This window comes from Salinispora pacifica CNR114, assembly GCF_000514775.1.
GTDB lineage: Bacteria > Actinomycetota > Actinomycetes > Mycobacteriales > Micromonosporaceae > Micromonospora > Micromonospora pacifica.
In genome coordinates this window covers 1-19,776 of sequence record NZ_AZWO01000059.1, presented here as the reverse complement: position 1 = coordinate 19,776, position 19,776 = coordinate 1, and the positions used below count along the sequence as shown (strand labels likewise).

20 protein-coding genes, 1 tRNA gene and 1 pseudogene are annotated in these 19,776 nt (G+C 69.6%); 6 read left to right on the top strand and 16 right to left on the bottom strand.

Annotated features, from left to right (window positions below):
- Positions 1–241, top strand: a pseudogene (locus B118_RS0123830) (IS701 family transposase); the annotation flags it as partial.
- Positions 242–524: 283 nt separating this feature from the next.
- On the opposite strand, the gene B118_RS0123820 reads toward B118_RS0123830, so the two are convergent.
- Positions 525–1,220, bottom strand: coding sequence for an HAD family hydrolase (locus B118_RS0123820; RefSeq protein ID WP_027657800.1), 696 nt, complete (start codon positions 1,218–1,220; stop codon positions 525–527).
- A 277-nt stretch (positions 1,221–1,497) separates the two neighbouring features.
- Positions 1,498–1,581: transfer RNA gene (locus B118_RS0123815), tRNA-Tyr, on the bottom strand.
- A gap of 147 nt (positions 1,582–1,728) precedes the next feature.
- Between B118_RS0123815 and B118_RS0123810 the strand changes: the two genes are divergently transcribed.
- Positions 1,729–2,223, top strand: a complete 495-nt coding sequence (locus B118_RS0123810) for a YajQ family cyclic di-GMP-binding protein (RefSeq protein ID WP_018218214.1) — start codon at positions 1,729–1,731, stop codon at positions 2,221–2,223.
- 221 nt (positions 2,224–2,444) lie between these two features.
- Here B118_RS0123810 and B118_RS0123805 read toward each other — a convergent pair whose 3' ends face one another.
- Entirely contained in the window at positions 2,445–3,161 is a 717-nt protein-coding gene (locus B118_RS0123805; RefSeq protein ID WP_028193585.1) for an SDR family oxidoreductase, read from the bottom strand.
- A 257-nt stretch (positions 3,162–3,418) separates the two neighbouring features.
- Here B118_RS0123805 and B118_RS0123800 point away from each other — a divergent pair, with 257 nt between their 5' ends.
- Positions 3,419–4,258, top strand: a complete 840-nt coding sequence (locus B118_RS0123800) for a YoaK family protein (protein ID WP_028193584.1) — start codon at positions 3,419–3,421, stop codon at positions 4,256–4,258.
- A gap of 48 nt (positions 4,259–4,306) precedes the next feature.
- Here B118_RS0123800 and htpX read toward each other — a convergent pair whose 3' ends face one another.
- The 7 genes from htpX to B118_RS0123765 form a co-directional block, all read right to left on the bottom strand.
- On the bottom strand, positions 4,307–5,176 hold the full coding sequence (htpX, locus tag B118_RS0123795) for a zinc metalloprotease HtpX (RefSeq protein WP_026185486.1): 870 nt from the start codon (positions 5,174–5,176) through the stop codon (positions 4,307–4,309).
- A gap of 122 nt (positions 5,177–5,298) precedes the next feature.
- Complete coding sequence (locus tag B118_RS0123790) at positions 5,299–6,900, bottom strand: NADH-quinone oxidoreductase subunit N (RefSeq protein WP_028193583.1); 1,602 nt, start codon at positions 6,898–6,900, stop codon at positions 5,299–5,301.
- 19 nt (positions 6,901–6,919) lie between these two features.
- Positions 6,920–8,431 carry a complex I subunit 4 family protein gene (locus B118_RS0123785; protein WP_018221478.1) on the bottom strand — a complete coding sequence of 504 codons (1,512 nt, stop codon included), beginning with the start codon at positions 8,429–8,431 and terminating at the stop codon, positions 6,920–6,922.
- Entirely contained in the window at positions 8,428–10,377 is a 1,950-nt protein-coding gene (locus B118_RS0123780; protein WP_028193582.1) for an NADH-quinone oxidoreductase subunit 5 family protein, read from the bottom strand. Before B118_RS0123780 ends, B118_RS0123785 begins: the two co-directional genes overlap by 4 nt.
- 58 nt (positions 10,378–10,435) lie before the next feature.
- On the bottom strand, positions 10,436–10,819 hold the full coding sequence (nuoK, locus tag B118_RS0123775; protein WP_018221480.1) for an NADH-quinone oxidoreductase subunit NuoK: 384 nt from the start codon (positions 10,817–10,819) through the stop codon (positions 10,436–10,438).
- Positions 10,816–11,403, bottom strand: coding sequence for an NADH-quinone oxidoreductase subunit J family protein (locus B118_RS0123770; RefSeq protein WP_018221481.1), 588 nt, complete (start codon positions 11,401–11,403; stop codon positions 10,816–10,818). Before B118_RS0123770 ends, nuoK begins: the two co-directional genes overlap by 4 nt.
- Positions 11,400–12,098: a NuoI/complex I 23 kDa subunit family protein gene (locus B118_RS0123765; protein ID WP_202902365.1), complete on the bottom strand. Its 699-nt coding sequence runs from the start codon at positions 12,096–12,098 to the stop codon at positions 11,400–11,402. The genes B118_RS0123770 and B118_RS0123765 overlap by 4 nt, the downstream gene beginning before the upstream one ends.
- 167 nt (positions 12,099–12,265) lie before the next feature.
- On the opposite strand from B118_RS0123765, the gene B118_RS0123760 reads away from it, so the two are divergent.
- Together B118_RS0123760 and B118_RS0123755 are read left to right on the top strand one after the other, a co-directional pair.
- Positions 12,266–13,327 (top strand): glutathione S-transferase family protein, encoded by a 1,062-nt coding sequence (locus B118_RS0123760; RefSeq protein WP_028193580.1) that lies wholly within the window; start codon positions 12,266–12,268, stop codon positions 13,325–13,327.
- Positions 13,328–13,562: 235 nt separating this feature from the next.
- The gene (locus B118_RS0123755) at positions 13,563–13,970 is read left to right on the top strand and encodes a hypothetical protein (RefSeq protein ID WP_232430500.1); all 408 of its coding nucleotides are present in this window, start codon (positions 13,563–13,565) and stop codon (positions 13,968–13,970) included.
- A gap of 24 nt (positions 13,971–13,994) precedes the next feature.
- On the opposite strand, the gene B118_RS32015 is transcribed toward B118_RS0123755, so the two are convergent.
- From B118_RS32015 to B118_RS29090, 5 genes are all read right to left on the bottom strand, one after another.
- Positions 13,995–14,147: a hypothetical protein gene (locus B118_RS32015; RefSeq protein ID WP_155249798.1), complete on the bottom strand. Its 153-nt coding sequence runs from the start codon at positions 14,145–14,147 to the stop codon at positions 13,995–13,997.
- Between the two features lie 129 nt (positions 14,148–14,276).
- A complete protein-coding gene (locus B118_RS0123750) occupies positions 14,277–15,461 on the bottom strand; it encodes a methyltransferase domain-containing protein (protein ID WP_238324132.1) in 1,185 nt (394 codons plus the stop codon).
- A 4-nt stretch (positions 15,462–15,465) separates the two neighbouring features.
- Positions 15,466–16,416, bottom strand: coding sequence for an ATP-grasp ribosomal peptide maturase (gene tgmB / locus B118_RS0123745; protein ID WP_028193579.1), 951 nt, complete (start codon positions 16,414–16,416; stop codon positions 15,466–15,468).
- A gap of 3 nt (positions 16,417–16,419) precedes the next feature.
- Positions 16,420–16,683: a putative ATP-grasp-modified RiPP gene (tgmA, locus tag B118_RS0123740; protein WP_026272719.1), complete on the bottom strand. Its 264-nt coding sequence runs from the start codon at positions 16,681–16,683 to the stop codon at positions 16,420–16,422.
- Between the two features lie 144 nt (positions 16,684–16,827).
- A complete protein-coding gene (locus tag B118_RS29090) occupies positions 16,828–17,133 on the bottom strand; it encodes a hypothetical protein (protein WP_033669789.1) in 306 nt (101 codons plus the stop codon).
- 818 nt (positions 17,134–17,951) lie between these two features.
- Here B118_RS29090 and B118_RS29085 point away from each other — a divergent pair.
- Positions 17,952–18,845 carry an NsdA family TPR-like regulatory protein gene (locus B118_RS29085; RefSeq protein WP_202902364.1) on the top strand — a complete coding sequence of 298 codons (894 nt, stop codon included), beginning with the start codon at positions 17,952–17,954 and terminating at the stop codon, positions 18,843–18,845.
- Here the strand turns inward: B118_RS29085 and B118_RS0123725 are convergent.
- A partial coding sequence (locus B118_RS0123725) for an IS630 family transposase (protein ID WP_028193578.1) occupies positions 18,834–19,776 on the bottom strand: 943 nt, incomplete at its 5' end. The two genes, B118_RS29085 and B118_RS0123725, sit on opposite strands and share 12 nt — an antisense overlap.

Below are 19,776 nucleotides of genomic sequence, written 5' to 3'. Positions count from 1 at the left end.
GACCACCCTGGCGATCCTCGCCCACGCCTTCCTCGCCGCCGCGACCGCGCACCGCAGCCGTCCCGATCCGGCCGGGCTGATCGCGCTGACCGTCAACGAACTACGTCACCTGTTCAACGTCCTGATCATCGAACCCGCCCGCCGCCGCTGCGACCCACTGCTCTGGTCCGTACGCCGACGCCGTCACCAAGCACGAGCCACGACCAGCCACTACGCCCGGCAAGCCCTCACCGAGCCGTGATCACAATCCCCGGCTGGAGTACTAGGCGTCGCTCTCGCCAGCAACTTTCGCGGCGTGACTGAGTGGCACGTGCAGCGGTCGGTGTCCACCGCGAGCGTGCTCCGACGGGTCCCCCCGTGGCGCTGGTTACCTGATGTCTCGCACGATGAGCGGCTAGCACGATTCATCCTGCTGGAACGCATGATTGGCGTGGCTTTCGCTGCGGTCGGTCTCGTGTTCTTGATGGTTCTCGGCTACAGCCTCTTGACGGATCAGCCGATGCGGCTGGTGAAGTAGACGAGCCTCAACCGCCCGCTAGGTCGATCAGCGCGGCGGCGATCTCGCCCATGCTGGTGACCACCACGTCCGCCCCAGCGAGCCGGAAGGCGTCGACCTTTGCCGGCCGATTCGCGTAGCCAATCACCGCGACCCCGGCGGCCCGCGCTCCCTCGATGTCCGAGAGCGAGTCCCCGATCAGCACGCACCGGCCCGCCGGCTCGCCGACGGAGCGCACGGCTTGCAGGATCGGTTCCGGGTTGGGCTTCATGCGGCCCGGCTCGGCGTACGCCCGGCCGATGACCGGCGAGACGTGCTCGGCGAGGCGGTGCGCCGCGAGGTAGGCCGTCACCGCGCCGGCCGAGTTGTTGCTCACCGCCGCCACCGGCATCCCGACCTGCCGGGCCGCCACGATGACCTCCCGGCCGTACGGCGTCGGTGCCGCAGTCTCGACGGCTCGGCGCTCAGCCTCGCAGAGCGCATCCTCCACCGCCCGCGTGACGCCGTGGTCGCCGGCCGCGCCCATGCGGCGCAGCACTTCGAGCGGGTCCGGCTCGCTGGCGAGGTCCGATGACACGTCTACCCCGTGCCGCCGCAGGACGTCCACCAGTTCGGCCGCGACCTGCGGCGCGGGATACCCGGCGAGAATGCTGCACACCGGCCCGTCGAAGTCGAGCAGCACCGCGCCGATCTCGCCGAGCAGGTGGCGTAGGTCGGCGTTCATCCGTCGTACCGATAGGCGATGGTCGACCACACCGAGTCGAACCACAGGCGTCCCGCCAGTGCGTCTACGGCCAGGAGGAAGCGGCTCGCCGCCGGGTAGAGGCGGCGCTCGGCCTACCGGCCCCGGCCGCCGACGCAGCCCGCCCGGCGGCTTCCGGCACTGATGATCTCGGTGACACGCATGTGACACAGCCAGCGAGATTGAGCGGGTAAGAGCGGGACTCACGAAAGAGGCCCCTGACCGGCGTTTGCGCTGGTCAGGGGCCTCTTTCTGCACCTGGTGGCGGGTGAAGGATTCGAACCTTCGAAGCTTTCGCGACGGATTTACAGTCCGCTCCCATTGGCCGCTCGGGCAACCCGCCAGGGCACCCGCCGCGTCGCGACGCGGCGGCGAGAGCAAGGATAGCGGCTCGCCCCGGCGTGGCCGCAACCGGGTACCGTCAGGGGGCGCACGGCTGGCCCGTAGTGCACGTAACAGGACAGACCGCCAGGACAACAGGAGTATCAGCATGGCAGCCAACCCGTCGTTCGACATCGTGAGCAAGGTCGACCGTCAGGAGGTTGACAACGCCCTCCGCCAGACGGAGCGGGAGCTCTCGACGCGGTTCGACTTCCGGGGCACCGGCGCCGAGATCTCCTGGTCGGGCGAGGAGGCGATCAGCCTTCGGGCGGAGACGGAGGAGCGGGTCCGAGCCGCGCTCGATGTCTTCAAGGAGAAGCTGGTCAAGCGGAATATCTCGCTGAAGTCGCTGGACGCCGGGGATCCACGCGGGTCGGGTAAGGAGTTCAAGGTCGATTGCAAGGTGATCCAGGGCATCGAGACGGACAAGGCCAAGGCGATCAGTAAGAAGATCCGCGACGAGGGCCCAAAGGGCGTCCAGGCGCAGATCCAGGGTGACCAGCTCCGCGTGACCGGCAAGAAGAAGGACGACTTGCAGGCCATCATCGCCATGCTGAAGGGCGAGGACTTCGGCGTGGCACTCCAGTTCACCAACTACAGGTGAGAAGGCGCGCCGGCCTGGTTACCAGGCCGGCGCGCCTTGGGCAGACATGGTCACGAATGGTCGTCGATAGTTACTCCCGGCCAGCCCGGCCTCCTCCCATGCGACTCACCGAGTTGCGAACGTCAGCCTCCCCGGCGCTCTTGGCGATTTCGTCGCCGGGTGCTCGGGTCGCCGTCGGACGGTCCTGACGGCGGCCTGACCGTCCGCTGGGCCCACCACGGTCAGCGCTCCGGGCCTACGACCTGCTCGAAGCGGAACTCGCGGATAAAGCAGTCCCGCGGTTGGCTGACCGCGAAGAGCACGCAGTCCACAACAGACTGTGCGGTCAGGTCGTCGGATGCCGCCCGTGGACCGTGTTGCACGAAGTCCGGCGGGAAGAGGGAGATGACGCGAATTCCTTCGGCCCGTAGTCGATGGGACATGATCTCGGCGAAGCCGGCCTGCGCGTGCTTGGCGGCGTAGAACGCGGGATGGGCCGCCGAACGGCGGTGGCCGACCTCGCCACAGGCGGAGATCATGTTGACGATGTCCGGCCGCGTTGACGCTCGCAGCAGCGCCAGCAGGTGTTTGGTGAGCAGGACCGTGCCGGTCGCGGCGCCGCCGATCGTGGCGATGATGTGGTCGTCCTCGACATCGCCGAGGTCCGCACCGGGCAGGTAGCCCGCACCGTTGTTGACCAGGACGTCGAGGTGTTCGGTGCGCTCGGCCAGCGCCGCCGCGAACCCGCGTACCGAGTCGGGGTTGGTCAGGTCGCAGCCGAAGGCCTCGCCGCTCCCCCGCCCCCGCTGTCGGATCTTTTCCGTGGTGCGCCTCGCTGCCGCCTCGTCGCGGGCGGAGACAAACACCTGCGCGCCGTGCTCGGCGAAGGCGGTCGCCAGGAGGCGTCCGGAGCCACGTCCGGCACCGGTGATAGCAACCCGTAGTCCGTCCAGATTCATTGCGAGATCAAAACAGTTGAAGCTGACGTGATGTCAAAAGTGGGGTCACCGGCAGTACCACATCAGGCCTTCGGTGCCCGGCCTGGAGCATGAAAGTCGGCGGCGCGGGAAGAAGCGATCCCGGCGAGGGCCGGAAAGGCGAGGGCCGGGCAGTGCGACGGCCGGTCAGGGCGATGCCGAGAAGGGCGACAGCAGGCAGGGCGACGGTCGAGAAGGGCGACGGCCAACGAGGAGCAACAGGCCGGAAAGGCAGCCGGATGCGGGGGGCGAGGACGCAGGATGCGGAGTTCGTCCGCCCGGACCTGTCTCACCGGGCCGTCACCCGGCTACTCGTCGTGCTCACCACCGCCTCCGGCTGCCTCGACGTGTTCTGTGTGACCCAGCTCGGCGGGTTCTTCGCCAGCGTGATCACCGGCAACCTGGTCCAGCTCGGCCACAATATTGTCGCCATGGATTCCCGCCTGCTCAGCGGCGGGTCGGTAGCGGTCGGCGGATACGCGATCGGCGTGGCCGGCGGCACCCTGCCGCTACGCCACGCCGAGTTGGGCTGGCGTTCCCGCACCCATCTGGTCATGGTGGTTCAGGTGCTGCTGCTGGTCGGAGTGGCGGGTGGCTGGTGGGCCACCGGGGGGCGCCCCGGATTCGCCGCCTCCCTGACCCTGCTCTTCGCCGCCGCGACGGCCAGCGGAATACAGAGCGTGGTGACGATCAGCTCCGGGATACCGCACGCCACCACGACCTACCTCACCGGATCGCTCACCTCCATCGTGCGGTTGGTGGTCTTCGATCCGCACCGGTTCGCGGCGGGTGCGGCCGGCGTGACCCGGCTACTGGGGCTCCTCGGCGGCGCGGTGCTCGGCGCGGCGGTACTGCGGGTCGCGCCGCTCTGGGCGCCAGCGCTGGCCGCGGCGCTGGTGGCCGCGGTCCTGGCCACCGCAACCGCCGTCAGCCGGTCCCGCCGCCGGCTGCCGTCGCGCTCACCGGGCGAAGATGAGCAGCAGGATCACCGTGAGGATCGCGCTGATCAGCACCGAGCCGAGGCAGCCAAGTCGGTTGGAGAAGAAGACGAACACGGAGGTCGTGGTACCCACCGATGAGGGGGTTCAGGCACCGACCCGGGAGGAGGGTGCCTGAACCCAGCCGGTTCAGCGGTACTGGATGGGGCCGGTGCTGCCGGCCATCTGCTCCAGCCGGGCGACCCGCTCCTCCATCCGAGGGTGGGTCGAGAAGAGCGCCGCCACGCCGCCGCCCTTGAACGGGTTGTCGATCATCAGGTGGGCGGCGCTGGTGAGCTGCCCCTGCGGCGGCAACGGGCGCGCCTGGGTGCCCTTGTGAATCTTCTGGAGGGCGCTGGCCAACGCCAACGGGTCCCGGGTGAGCTGGGCGCCGGAGGCGTCCGCCTGGAATTCGCGGCTACGGCCGATCGCAAGCTGGATCAGCGTGGCGGCGATCGGGCCCAGGATGATGGTCAGCAGCAGCACCACCGGGTTGCGCCCCTCCTCGTCGTCGCCCCCGAGCCGGATGAAGAACGCCAGGTTGGCCAGGGCGGTGATGATGCCGGCCAGGCCGGCGGCCACGCTGGAGATGAGAATGTCCCGGTTGTAGACGTGCGACAGCTCGTGCCCGATGACCCCACGCAGCTCGCGGTAGTCGAGGATCTCGACGATCCCCTGGGTGACACAGACGGCCGCGTTCTGCGGGTTCCGACCGGTCGCGAACGCGTTGGGCTGTCTGGTCGGGCTCACGTAGAGCCGGGGCATCGGCTGCCGGGCCTTGCTGGCCAGTTCCCGCACCATCTGGTAAAGCTCGGGGAACTGTGCCTCGCTGACTGGTTCCGCCCGCATCGCGCGCAGCGCGAGCTTGTCGGAGTAGAAGTAGCTGACGCCGTTCATCCCCAGCGAGATGAGGACGGCGATCACCAGTCCGCCGCTGCCGCCGAACCAGTAGCCCACCGCTAAGATCAGGGCGGTGAGCAGGCCGAGCAGCGCGGCGGTCTTCAGACGGTTATGGTGCACGGTCACTCCTTCGGTGCGCGGACCGCGTTGGTCCGCTGACCGGTTCAACACCACCGGTACCCGTCAACCATCCGTCATATGGCTGTGAAATGCCTGGTAACGAGGGGGGTAGGCCCGCTGGGTCAGCGGGCGGCGAGGTCGAGCACGAGCTGTGGGGCGAAACCGACCACCAACGCCACGACCGTCGCCGCCGCCAGGACCGCCGCGACTGGCTTGGCCCGGACCAGCACCGCTGCCGGTTCGGTCGGCGTCACCGCCGGACCCGTCGCCGCCGGACCCGTCGCCGCCGGACCCGTCGCCACCGGACCCGTCGCCACCGCTGCCGGGTCAGTCGGCGCCACCGCCGGGGTTGGATCGGTCGGCACCGCTGCCGGTTGGCCGGTGGACCAGAGCGCGGCCACGACCCGCAGGTAGTAGGCCAGGCCGAGCACCGCGTTGACCGCCACCACCAGGGCCAGCCAGCCGGCGCCTCCGTCGAGCAGCGACCGGACCACGGTGACCTTCGCGAAGAGCCCGGCGAGGCCGGGCGGTAGACCGGCGAGGCCGACCAGGGCCAGCGCCAGCCCCACCGCCGCCCACGGCCGGCGCCGGGCCGCGCCCCGCAGTTCCTCAAGGGTGCCGCCGTCCGCGCCCGCTGGTCGCAGCGCGACCACGGCCGCGAACGCCGCCAGCTCCAGGACCACGAAGAAGACCGTGTACGCCACCGCTGCCGCGTACGCGGCGGCGCGGGCGTCGCCGGTGCGGCCCGCGGCGAGGGCCAGCGCGCCGAGCGGCGCGAGGATGTAGCCCGCCTGGGCCACCGAGGACCAGGCGAGCAGCCGTACGGTGCGGCGCTGGCGCAGCGCCACCAGGTTACCGACGGTCATGGTCAACACCGCGAGCAGCGCGAGCACCGGGCCGGTGGTCCGGGCCGGCAGGGCGTGCTGCACCACCGCGAGCAGGGCCACCACCCCGCCGAGCTTCGAGACCGTGGAGAGGTACGCGGCCACCGGCAGCGGCGCGCCGTCGTAGGTGGTGGGCGCCCAGGCGTGGAAGGGCACCGCCGCGACCTTGACCGTCAGCCCCACCACGACCAGCGCCACGGCGACCGTGGTCAGCGGGACGTCGAGCAGCTCCGGCTGCTCGGCGAAGAGCACCCCGAGCCGGCCGAGGTGCAGCGCGCCGGTGGACGCGTAGAGCAGGGCCGCCCCGAGCAGGGTCAGCGTCGTGGCGACCACGCTGACCACGAAGAAGGTCATTGCCGCCTCGATGCTGGCCAGGCTGCCTCGGCGCAGGCCCACCAGGACGTACAGCGGCAGGGTTAGGGTCTCCAGCGCCACGATCAGGCTGATCAGGTCACCGGCCGCACCGAGCGTCACCCCGCCGGTCATCGACGCGGCGAGCAGGAAGCAGTACTCGCCCACCGGCGTCGCCCCGGCCCGCAGCAGCGGCCCGGAGAGCCCCAGCACGCCCAGGGTGAGCAGCGCGACGAGTACGGCGACCAGGGCGGCCCGGCCACCGAAGACGTACGAGCAGTCGGCGCCGACGCAGAACGTACGGCGTTCGCCGCCTCCCCCGACGAGGATCGCGCCGGCGGCCGTGGCGAGCGCACCGAGCGCGGCGGCGGAGACGGTGACCCGCGCCCGCGCGACCAGCAGGTCGGCGAGGAGCACCAGCACCGCCGTCCCGGCAGCCAGGTACGCCGGCAGCAGCGCCACGTTGTCGACGGTCTGCACCATGCTCATGCCCGTACCTCCACCCAGCTCACGGGCGCCCCGGCAGCAGGGCGTCCACCGGCGCCTGGGCCACGCCCAGGACCAGGATCGGGGCCAATCCCACGGCGAGCGTGAGTAGGACCAGCGGCGCCCAGGTCAGCAGTTCCGCCCGTGCCACACCCGGCCCGAGCCGCGCCACCGGCGAGCTGGCCCGGCCGTGGGTGACCTGGCGGAGCAGCCGCAGGAGGTACGCGGCGGTGAGCGCACCACCGAGCGCCGCCAGGACGGCGAGGGTCAGCCAGAGGGGACCACCGACCCGGACCGCGGCGACCACGGCGAACGCCTCTCCCCAGAAGCCGGCCAGGCCGGGCAGGCCCAGCGAGGCGACGGCGGCGAAGCCGAGCAGCCCGGCCAGCCGGGGCGCGGTCTCCCGCAACCCGGAGAGCTCAGCCAGGTCACCGGTGTGGGCTCGGTCCTTGATGGCGCCGGCGAGGAAGAACAGCAGGCCGGTGATGATCCCGTGCGCGATGTTGCCGATCAGGGCTGCCCGCAGGCCGGTACCGGTGAGCGTGGCGACGCCGAGGAGCACGAAGCCCATGTGCCCCACGCTGGAGTACGCGATCAGCCGCTTCAGCTCGGTCTGCGCCAGGCAGACCAGGGAGCCGACCAGGATCGCCGCGACCGCGAGTACGCCGAGTACCGGCGCGGCCCACTCGGCGCCTTCGGGGGCGACGCCGACCGCGACCCGGATCAGCCCGTAGGTGCCCATCTTGAGCAGCACCCCGGCGAGGATCACACTGCCGACGGTGGGCGCCTGGGTGTGCGCGTCGGGCAGCCAGGAGTGCAGTGGCCACAGCGGGCTCTTCACCGCGAAGGCGAGCGCCAGCAGGGTGAACGCGGCGAGCTGCGGCCCGCGGGCGAGCCCGGTGCCGCCGGTCAGCGCCACAATGTCCGCGGTGCCGGCGGCGGTCACCACCACCAGGACGCCCACCAGCAGCAGCACCGAACCGAAGAGGGTGTAGAGGGCGAACTTGCGGGCCGCCCGGTGCCGGTCGGGCCCACCCCAGCCGACGATGATCGCGTACATCGGCAGGAGGACGACCTCGAAGAAGACGAAGAAGAGCACCAGGTCGAGGGCGAGGAAGGTGCCGAGGATGCCCACCTCGACCACCAGCAGCAACGCCACCAGGGCCCGACCGCTGCCCCCACTGGGGACCTTCCACAGGGTGTAGCCGCAGCAGAGCACGGTCAGCAACGCGGTCAGCACGACCAGCGGCCAGGAGATGCCGTCCACCCCGAGGTGGAGGCGGAGGTCCAGGCCGGGCACCCACGGCAGGTCCACCTGATGCCAGGGGCGGACCGCGGGGCTCGGGTCGGGGCCCGCCCCGCCGTTGTCGCCGCCCGCTACCAGCGGCAGCGCGGCGAGCAGGGTCAGCCCGGCGGCCACCGTACCGACCAGGCGGGCGGCCCGGTCGTGTCGGAGCGCGGCGACGACCACCGCGCCGACCGCCGGGACCGCCAGCACCGCCACCAGCAGTGCCTGCCCCACGACCCCGCTCATGCGTCGCCTCCGATCAACATGGCCGCCAGCCCGATCAGCAGCGCGCCGGCCAGCACACCGGCGGCGGCCCGCGGCAGCGTGTCGCGGTGCCACGCCGCCAGCCCGCCCCCGAGCCACCAGGCGACCCGACCGCTGCCGGTGACCGCACCGTCCACCACCACCTCGTCGGCGGTACGCGCGCCAGCGGCGAGCCGGCCGATCGGGCGTACCACCAGGGTGTGCTGGAGGTCGTCGAGCCAGAACGCGCGGGCGGAGAGCGGGCGCAGCGGACCCAGCAGCACGGCCGGGTCACCGCCCGGATCTCGCCGCCAGCGGGCCCAGGCGAGCCCCGCCCCGAGCGCCAGCAGGACGAGCGGCAGCAGCACGGTCGGGCCGACGTGCACCAACGGATCGGCGGGCAGCAGCTCCGCGGAGCGCTCCCGGGTGGCCGACCCGTACGGTTCGAGCCAGCGGGCGAAGGTTCCGGAGAATCCGGCCAAACCGAGCAGCGCCGCCGGGGCGGTCAGCAGCAGCACCGGCCAGCGCAGGACCGCGGGCGGGTCGTGCGGCTGACGCAGCGGGCTGCGGGGCGCGCCGAAGAAGGTGCGCAGCAACAGCCGGGTGGCGTACCCGGCGGTGAGGGCGACCCCGACCAGCCCGGCCAGCCACACCGCCCAGCCCACCCAGGCGGGCGCCGGGCCGCCGTGCCGGGCGGCTTCCTCAGCGGCGTACAGCACGGAGTCCTTGCTGAAGAAGCCGGACAGCGGCGGCAGCCCGGCCAGCGCACCGAGGCCGATCAGCATGGACCAGAAGGTCACCGGCATCGTCCGGTGCAGGCCACCGAGCTGGGACATCAGCGCGGTACCCGCGGCGTGGATCACCGCCCCGGCGGCGAGGAAGAGCAGCGCCTTGAAGGCGGCGTGGGTGAGCAGGTGGAACAGGGCCGCCGCGGGCGCGCCCACCGCCAGCGCGCCGGTCAGGTAGCCCAGCTGGGAGACCGTTGACCAGGCGAGGACCCGCTTGAGGTCGTCCTGGGCGAGGGCGGCGAACGCGCCGAGCAGCAGGGTGATCGAGGCCAGCACGCCGAGCACCGCCAGGGCGACCGGCACCTGCCCGAAGAGGGGGAAGAGCCGGGCGACGACGTAGACCCCGGCAGCCACCATGGTCGCCGCGTGGATCAGCGCGGAGATCGGGGTGGGGCCGGCCATCGCGTCGGGTAGCCAGGTGTGCAGCGGGAACTGGGCGCTCTTGCCGGCCACCCCGGCGAGCAACAGCAGGCAGGCAGCGGTGAGCAGCCCGGTGGCGTGGTCGTGGGCGAGCACGTCGGCGATCCGGAAGCTGCCCGCGGAGACACCGAGCAGCGCGATCCCGAGCAGGAAGCCGACGTCACCCACCCGGGTGACCAGGAAGGCCTTCATCGCGGCGCCGGGCGCTGCGGGCAGCCGTCGCTCATGGGCGATCAGAAGGTACGAGCAGAGGCCCATCACCTCCCAGCCGACCAGCAGCAGGATGAGGTCTCCGGCGACCACCACCAGCAGCATCGCGGCGGTGAAGAGGCTGATCTGGGCCGCGTACGGCGGGTAGCGGTGGTCGACGTCCACCTCGTCGTGCGGGCCGTTCCGGAGGTAGCCGATCGAGTAGACCTGCACGGCGAGGGCCACCGCGGCGACGGCGACCGCCACCAGCGCCACCGTCGAGTCCAGCCGGACGCCGAGGGTGACCGTCAGGCCGCCGAAGTCGATCCAGGTCCGGGTGGCCTCGGCCGGTGCGTCGAGGGTGGCCAGCAGGGCGACGGCGAGGAGTAGCGACAGGGCCGCGCCGGTCGTCCCAAGGGTGATCGCCGCCCGACGGGCCCGCCGCCGGGCCGCACCGGCTTCCGGGGACGCCGGCGGCAGCAGGAGCCCGATCAGGCCGGTCACCAGGGGTACGGCCGGCAGCAGCGTGCCGAGCAGGACGGGCGTGCTCACCGGTCTGCCTCCCCGGGGGTGGCCGCCGTGGTGGGCGGGGCGGCCGTGGTGGGCGTGGTCACCGGTCTGCCTCCCCGGGGGTGGCCGCCGTGGCGGGCGGGGGCGCTGACGGCTCGGCCGGGGCGTTCGGCGGCGGGGGCTCGGCCAGCGGCACCTCGTCCACCGCCACGCTGGCCCGCATCCGGTAGAGCTGCAGCACGATGGCCAGCCCGACGCCCACCTCGGCGGCGGCCAGCACGATCACGAACAGCGCGAAGACCTGGCCGCCGTGCGGCAGCTGGGACCGAACCGTGGTGTCGGCGGTGACCAGGATCAGGTTCACCGCGTTCAGCATCAGCTCGACCGCGATCAGCACCAGGATGGCGTTGCGCCGGCGCAGCACCCCGTACGTGCCGAGCCCGAACAGCAGGGCGGCGGTGACGTAGGGGATGACCGGCCTCACCGGGACCGCCTGCCCTCGGCGGAGGCCTCGATGGAGGTCTCGGCGGGGGTCTCGTCCGCCCTGCTGTCGCCGGCCAGGTCCACCGGCGACCGTCCGATGTCCGGACGGGACAGGATGATCGCCCCCACCAGGGCGGCGAGCAGCAGCACCGAGAGCACCTCGAAGGGCAGCACCCAACTGCCGAAGATCTGCTCCCCGATCCGTTCGGCGCTGCCGGCCGTGGGCAGCGGCACCGACGACCACCGGTACGCGTCCACCAACAGCGCGGCCAGCCCGAGCCCGGTGCCGCCGCCGATCAGGGCGGCCGGCCAACCCGGTCGGTCCAGGTCGGTGGAGGCGCCGATCGGAGCACGGGTGAGCATCACCGCGAAGAGCAGCAGCACCACCACCGCCCCCACGTAGATCAGTACCTGCACCCAGGCAACCAGTTCGGCGGTGAGGACCAGGTACATCCCGGCCACCGCGGCGAGGCAGAGCACCAGGTAGAGGCCGGCCCGGACCAGGTGCCGGGTGGCCACCGCCAGGGCGCCGGAGCCGACCGCCAGCGCGCCCAGGGCGAGCAGCAGCGCGTCGGTGCCGGTCACGGGGTCGGGCCTTCCCCCGTTGCGGTGTCCCCGGCTGGTCTGGGCCCGGGGCGGGGCGGGGGCTGTTCGGCGGGGCGGGCCGGGGCGGCCGCCGGGCGTTCGGTGGAGCGGGGCGGGGTGACAGCCGGACGTTCGGCGGGGTTGGCCGGGATCGCGGCTTTCCGCGCGGCGGCGGTCTCTTCTTTGGCCGGCTCGCCGTTCGGGTCGTGCGCCGGCGGTGGCGGGACGGTGCCCATCCACTCGCCGAGGTGGTCCTTGTCGTGCAGGAGGTCCTTGATGTCGTACTCGGCGTACTCGAACTCCGGGGACCAGTAGAGCGCGTCGAACGGGCAGACCTCGATGCAGATCCCGCAGTACATGCAGAGCGAGAAGTCGATGTCGAACCGGTCCAGCACGTTGCGCTGACGGGCGCGGGCCGCCCCGGGCACCACCACCTCCTCCTTGTGCGAGTCGATGTAGATGCACCAGTCCGGACACTCACGGGCGCAGAGCATGCAGACCGTACAGTTCTCCGCGAGGAGCGCGATCACGCCGCGCGAGCGCGGCGGCAACGCCGGGGCGACATCCGGGTACTGCTGGGTGGCCGAGCGGCGAGTCATCGTCTTCAACGTGACCGCGAGCCCCTTGACCAGGCCCACGCCGGGCAGGCTGCGCTCACCGTCGGCCGGGTCGCTGCGCTCACTGGGGTCGGTCATGCCGACCATCCTGCCCTGTGCCCCCCGGCGGGCGCGACCACCACCCGGGTGCGGGCTGCGGCCACCGGCCGGGGGAAGCGCGGCTGGGTTACGGCGCGACGCTTCGCGCACCGCCTGATCCGGCGATGATGGGTGGTAGGCGCATCGCGACGACCAGAGGGGGCGGCGTGACCGAGGGCGCGACGGCGAGCAGCGGCGAGGCGGCGCTGCGCCGCACCGGCGGGAGGTACGTCGAGCCGGGCGGCGAGTTCACCCGGGATCAGCGCTACATCGCCACCCGGATCACCGCCGACGGCGGGGACGGCTGGCCGGTGGAGCCGGGGCGGTACCGGCTGGCGGTGAGTCGTGCCTGCCCGTGGGCGAACCGGCTGGTCATCGTCCGACGGCTACTCGGGCTGGAGGGCGTCCTCTCGATGGCGGTCGCCGGCCCGACCCACGACCGGCGAAGCTGGAGCTTCGACCTCGACCCCGGCGGGCGGGATCCGGTGCTCGGCATCGAACGGCTGGCGGACGCCTACTTTGCGCGCTTCCCCGGCTACGACCGTGGGATCACGGTACCGGCGATCGTCGACGTACCGACCGGGCAGGTGGTGACCAACGACTTCGCGCAGATGAGTCTCGACCTGTCGACCGAGTGGACCGCGTACCACCGCGACGGGGCACCGGAGCTCTATCCGCAGCGGCTCCGGGACGAGATCGACGAGGTGAACGCGGTGGTCTTCGCCGATGTCAACAACGGGGTTTACCGGTGTGGCTTCGCCGGCAGTCAGTCGGCGTACGACCGGGCGTACCAGCGGCTGTTCGACCGGCTGGACTGGCTGAGCGACCGGCTCGCCGAACGCCGCTACCTGGTCGGGGAGACAATCACCGAGGCGGACGTACGGCTGTTCACCACGCTGGTCCGCTTCGACCCGGTCTACCACGGCCACTTCAAGTGCAACCGCAGCAAGTTGGCCGAGATGCCGGTGCTCTGGGCGTACGCCCGGGACCTGTTCCAGACCCCCGGATTCGGCGACACCATCGACTTCGAACACATCAAGCGGCACTACTACGCGGTGCACGGGGACGTCAACCCGACCGCGATCGTCCCGCTCGGCCCGGATCTGGCGAACTGGCTGACCCCGCACGGTCGGGGGGAGTTGGGTGGTCGCCCCTTCGGCGACGGCACCGCCCCACCGCCGCCCCCACCGGCCGAGCGGGTCGACCCCGCACACACCCCCCTGCCCTGAGGTACCGCGGCTGGCGACGCGGCACCGTCCTTGTTGCTGCCGCCGGCATCACCACACCAGCGAGCCCACACCGCCTCGGCGTGGGTCGGACCAGTTTTGGTTAGCCACAAGCTGAAGGGTGACGCGCCCACGACGGCCGCTGGCCAGATCTTGACCGGTGGTGGCGGAGACCGCATGCGCGGACCAAGCAGGCGTGAGTCGCGCTAGGGAGGCCGATTGACTACACTCACCCGCCGTGGCGGATGGTGGAGTCAAACCAGGAATGCGAGATGACCGTGCCTGGCCGTCCAACGCGATTCCGGTGTCGGCCGGGGTGGCCGTGGGAGCATTGGCCGTGGCGGTCTATTTCGCGCTATCAGATGCCGAGGTCGTGCTCGTAGTAGTCCCGTTCGTCGTCGCGGCGGCGTCCGGCGCGGGCCTGATAATCTCTGCGATCCGTTATTCGCTCAGAGGCGAGGCGATCCCGACTCGGTTCAGCCTGCTTTCCTTGGCACTCGGGCTCCTCGGCTTGAACCTCTCCTGGATCATCGACGTGGACGTAGCAGGTGCCGCATTCTTATCGGGGGCCGCGTTCGGGCTCGCAGTCGGCAACATTCAGGCGATTCGCATGGCCCGCGCCAATCGTGGCGAGTCGGTGGGCTGAGCCCGAAGTGCTTTCGGTGTCCTCTCAGTTTTGGTTGGCCACTTCCAGCCCGAGGCCAACACCCGCATCGCTGGCACGCCGGCTCAGCGTAAAGGGCTGACCGTCCACCGTCATGCCGGAATTGCTGCGGCAGGGCATAGAAAGCGGAATGGCGCCCATCGCATCGGTGAGCGCCATCCAAATTAGAGCCAGAACTCTGGTGACCCAAGGGTGCCCAGAGCGTTCGCCGCGAGTCGACTACAACTCACCCCCGCAAACACCCACCGCACTGACGGACCACGGACGGCGGGGGCGTTTGGACGTTGGCTAGCTCAGGGTGGGCAATGGCCAGCGGAAGACGTCGCCCCCATCTCCGCCCTGGCGGCGAGCCGGGTGATCGAGCCATGCGTACTGGACGCCACCAGTGGTGGCGGTGATCCCGAGCCGATCGCGCCGCGGCTTGTCGTGGTCAACCCACGACCGCCACGCCGACTCGACGGTGTCCCACAGCCGCCTGGGGGACGACTGCCGGACGTGCAGCGGCCCATCAGCGCGTCGCAGTGCGGTGGCGAGATCAGCTCCGTCGTGGACGGTAAGCCCCGCATGCGCCAACTCGTTGTCGAAGTGCTCGACAAAATGCAACGTCGGCTGGTGGAGCAGGAGCCACAGCCGGAAGTCGGGGTCGGCCAGCGCCTCGGGTTCAAGGCCACTGACGCCGAGGCCCGCGAGTTCATCAGAAACGGGTTGGGGCTGGTCGGCGAGGAAGCCGACCGGCATCGCCCGGGTAGCAGGGCGCATGGCCATGAACCATGCCTGTTCCACATCGAAATGACCGGACACCTCGTCGGGGCCAGATTTGGTCAGCACCGCGAGCGCTCCGCCCATGGTTAACGGGGTGACAATCCGCCCGCCGTCGGCGAGCTGATCGATCCATGCTGGTGGCACCCCTCTGGTGGCGCAGGTCGACAGGATGCGATCATATGGGCCGTAATCCTTTACGCCCAGCGCACCGTCTCCGGCAACCACCGCGGGCGCGTAACCCACGGTGTTCAAGCGGCCCGCGGCTTCGGCTACCAGGCCGGCGTCGATGTCCACGCTTGTGACGTTGGCAGCGCCGACTCGGTGGCACAGTAGGGCGGTGTTGTAGCCGGTACCGGTACCGATCTCCAGGATTCGGTGACCGTCTGCAACGTCAAGGATGTGCAGCATCCTGGCTACCAGTGACGGCAGGGACGCTGAGCTGGTGACGACCCTCCGGTCCTCGTCCGGCACCCACTGGGTCACCAGGAAGCGATCCGTGTACGCGGCTTCCAGCCACTCCGGACGGTGGGCGGAGATGGCGCCGTCCACCAGCCGGCTGGGGCGATTGTACTCGTCAAGTTCCCAATATCGAGGTACGAACACGTGTCGCGGGGTGCCCTCGAACGCCGCCCGCCACTGGTCATCGGCTATCGCGGATGCAGCGGCAAGCTTGTCCGCCAACGTAGCCGCCCACGGCTGCCAGTCAGTCAAATCATTACCCTTTCTCCAGTAAGTCAGCCAACGCGGAGGCTATTGGCAGCCCGGTTGCGCCTTCAATCCAACCGTACTGTCCGGCTGGATTGCACTCCAACATCCACCATTTGTCGTTTGGGTCGACCACGAAATCAAAGGCACCAAACACTATCCCGAAGTGGGACATGAATGCTCTCACCCCATCGGCTACCCGGCCGGGAACGTCCACGATCTCATAGGTGAGGGCGTCGTAGTCGGCTCGAAAGTCGATACGCGCCTTCCTGCTGTGTGCGGTGATGGCTGCCGCGAACATTCGCTCACCCACCACAGTTAGCCGCACCTCGCAGGCCTTGCCAATAAAGGGTTGGAACTGGTGGGCTGTTGTCTCGACCCCACGTATGTCGGCCAAGTCCGCGCGAGACAGCAGGTAGGTGTTCAGCACCTTCCGACACCCCCCCTCGAGGATGGAACCGAAGCCGAGAGGTTTCATGACTATGCCGCCGGGGTGGTGATCCGCGAAACAGCGCACCGCGTCAGCCTGATTGGTGACCAGGGTCGCTGGGACCGAGATGCCACACCGTTGGGCCACCGCAAGCTGCGTCGGCTTGTACATGTCTGCCTGCCGGCCCGGGTGGTTGACCCAGCGCACCGGCAAAGACCACAAAACCCCACCGAGCCCGAATTTCGCTTCGTGGGTGGCGTGCCACCGTTCGGCCGGAGACATGCCGTCCGAGACAGCAAACGTGGTGGGGTTGCGGTACCACACGGACCGCAACCCCGCCAACGCCACCGTCCGGCGCTCAGTACGAAGAACGCCGCGCCAACCCACCTCGGTCATCTCCGCATCCAAACTGAGACGGCTGGGAAACCAGGAGGTGTCACAGCGGAATACGGGAACACCTCGCCGGGTCAGCATCTCCACCACCGCGTCCACCGTCGGGTCGACGTCCGCGGCAAGCACCAGGACGGTCATGGGTCAGCTCGGCTGGTCCGGCATGAAGTCCGGAGTCCACTCCTCGCCCCCGGTGTTGGGGCCTCCGTCGGGCGACGGCCCGGTTGTCTTCATGGTTCCGGCCTGGACAGTCCGGTGCCAGGGGTCACCGTTGGGGGTGACGCCGATCTGGTGGTCGTCGCACCACCGCCACTCCGGCAGGGCACCGTGCTCGGCGCTGTCCAGCGGCTGTGCGAAGCTCAACCCGAAAGGGCGTACGCCCCGCTCGGACGGAAGGCTGTCACTCATTGCGGCTACGGTGCGCCCCGTTGCAAAACGTTCACTCTCGCTAACCATCATGCTGTCTCCGATCTCCTGCTTTACCGAACGATGGGGTCATCTGGCAGAGGTGGGCCGGCGGAGCTCTTGGCCGCATCATCGAAGCTCCGGCGACTACGCCCACGACACGAACCGGTCGAACAACTCGTGGGGCTCGACCTGATCATCCGGGCTGAGGTGGCAGAGGTCGTGCATCGCCTCGTAGAGCAGGCCGGCAAGGTAGATCAACAGACCTGATCTTCGACCTTCGAATTCGACTCTGAGGAGGAGCTGGGCCTCGGCGCAGGGCCATGGCTGGCAGCAGGCGCGACACGCCCACGTGGGCCGTAGCGGTGTGTGGGGTGGTCGGTTCCCGATGCAGTGCCGAGGGTGCTCCGGATACGGACCGAGCCTCGGCTGCGGAAGCTGATGAAGGTTCACCACCGGCCTCCGTTGGCTCGCCACTGCTGGGCGGGCGTCAGCCGGCCGACGCTACCCGGCCGGGGGTAGAAGCAGGTCGGCTGCGTCATCCACGCCGGCGGGGTCGTACTCCGGACTCGCTGCGGCAAGGCGGGCAGATCCGGCTCTTTGCAGCGGAACCAACGGACACGCATGGCAGTCTCCTCTTCGGCTAGTTGGGCAGCTCCGCCACGCTGAAGCCTCCCGGACCTGGAGCGAAGTACCTCCCCAGCGCCCAGCTGAGCGGTGCTGTGCGGTGTGCGACGCATTCTGGCGACACGGCCCTAACGTTGTACGGGGAGTTACGCCAGCGCCACGGGAACGGATCTGAGCCCAGCAAACCCCGTGGAACTATGCGGGTCTAGCGGTGTCCCGTAGTCCTGCTGTTGTCTCACAGCAACAACCAGAGCAAACTCCGTGGCGGGGTCGATATACAGAAGCGCCAGCACTACCGCGCTCTGAAGTCGAGGGAGGCCGAGATGGCAGCACGTCAACCCGGCGGCCAACGCTCGCCGCTCATTCACCCCCTAAGCTACGTTCGGCAGGAGCATGGATGGACCTATCAAGACCTGGCTCATGTCATCGCCACCCGCGTGGGCAACAGTGCCGCTCGAAGAGAGAAGGCGTGGCGGTGGGAACACTGGGGGGTGGTACCTGATTCGGCTTCACAGCTCGCCTTGGCCGCGGAGCTTGGGGTCTCGGTCGAAGCAGTGCACACCCTGGGCTGGCCACACTGGCTCCCTATCGGCGAAAGGGTCAAAATAGATGCTCCATGGTCGGCTGAAAATTGCGTCCAAGCTATGGACGAGACGGCGGGTAGTGCCGTGCTAGATCGACGCGGGTTTCTGGTACTCGGCGTCGGGGGTGCCGCCGTCCTAGCCGATCAGTGGCTCAGCATCGACCCGCCCCAGTTGGCTTCTGTCCTCCGCGGCGGGCACATTGACGCGGAGCTTGTGACCTGCCTGGAACAGCGCCTGCCCGCCCTTCGCCAGATGGACGCTGTGCTTGGCGGAGGGCACATTCGCAACCTTGTAGACGCGGAGCTACGGCTGGTGACCGACTTGCTGATAAAAGGCGCGTACACGGAGCACCTGGGCCAGCGCGTCTTTTCAGTCGCCGCGGAGCTAGGTCGCATCGCAGGGTGGACGAGCTTTGACAGTGGCTATCATGCTGCGGCCGAGAGGTATTGGATAGCTGCACTACGCGCGGCACACACTGCGAATGATCGAGCAGCTGGTGCCAACATTCTCAAATGCATGAGCCTGCAACGGATGGACAACGATCGCACCGACGAGGCACTGTCTCTCGCGCAAGCGGCGCGCGAAGGAGCAAAGTCCGCACCGGCCCGCGTTTTGGCCATGCTGGCTGTCCGGCAGGCACGCACCCATGCCGTTCGCGACGAGGTTCGAGACTGCGAACGGTTACTTAGCGTGGCTGAGCGGAACATGGGCCGGGCCGACGATGAGGTAACCCCCGGATGGGCGAGTTACTTTGACCGGGCAGAGTACTGCGCCCAGGTCGCCGGAAGTTATCTGGCATTAGAACAGCACAAGGCAGCGGACTACTGGCTAGCCCAGTCGCTTGCTGTGCAGTCAATAGAATGTCGCCGCGACCGAGCGACATACCTCATCTGGCGAGCGGACAGCGTGCTCGGGCTAGGCGACGTGGAACACGCCTGTGAGCTAGTGTCCTGAGTCGTTAGTTCGACCACAGTATGTGGCGAGGCTGTTGAGGATCTCGTCGGCGGTTCTGGTCCAGACGAACGGTTTCGGTTCGGTGTTCCATGCCTCGATCCAGGTCTGTACGTCGGTTTCGAGGTCGGCGAGGCTGCGGTGGCTGGAACGGCGGAGTTTGCGGTTGGTCAGTTCGGCGAACCAGCGCTCTACGAGGTTGAGCCAGGATGTTGATGTCGGGGTGAAGTGCAGGTGAAAGCGGGGGTGCGCGGCCAGCCAGCGGTGCACGGCTGGGGTCTTGTGGGTGGCGTAGTTGTCCAGCACCAGGTGCAGGTCCACGTCGGCGGGAGTGTTGGCGTCGATGATCTTCAGGAACTTCAGGAACTCCTGATGGCGGTGCCGGCGGTGCAACTGTCCGATGACCTTGCCGGTGGCCGGGTCGAACGCGGCGAACAGGCTGGCCACGCCGTGACGGACGTAGTCGTGGGTCTGCCGCGCGGGGACGGTGGGCATCATCGGCAGCATCGGCCGGGTCCGCTCCAGTGCCTGCATTTGCGATTTCTCGTCGACGCACAGCACCATCGCCTTGACCGGCGGGTCCAGGTACAGGCCCACCACGTCACGGACCTTTTCCACGAACATCGGGTCAGCCGACAGTTTCCACGTGTCGACCAGATGCGGCTTGAGACCGAATGCCCGCCAGATCCGCGACACCGCCGTCTGTGACAGCCCGGTCTCGCGCGCCATCGACCGGGTCNACCAGTGACTGTCCTGATTGGCTGGCTGCTGTTCGAGGGTTTTGNCGATCACCTCCTCGACCCGGTCGTCGCTGATCCGACGAGGCGCNCCGGGCCGAGGCTCGTCAACGAGGCCCTCCAACCGGCGCGCGAGGAACCGGCTACGCCACTTGCCCACCATGTCGCGCGACACCCCAAGCCGCTGCGCGACGTGC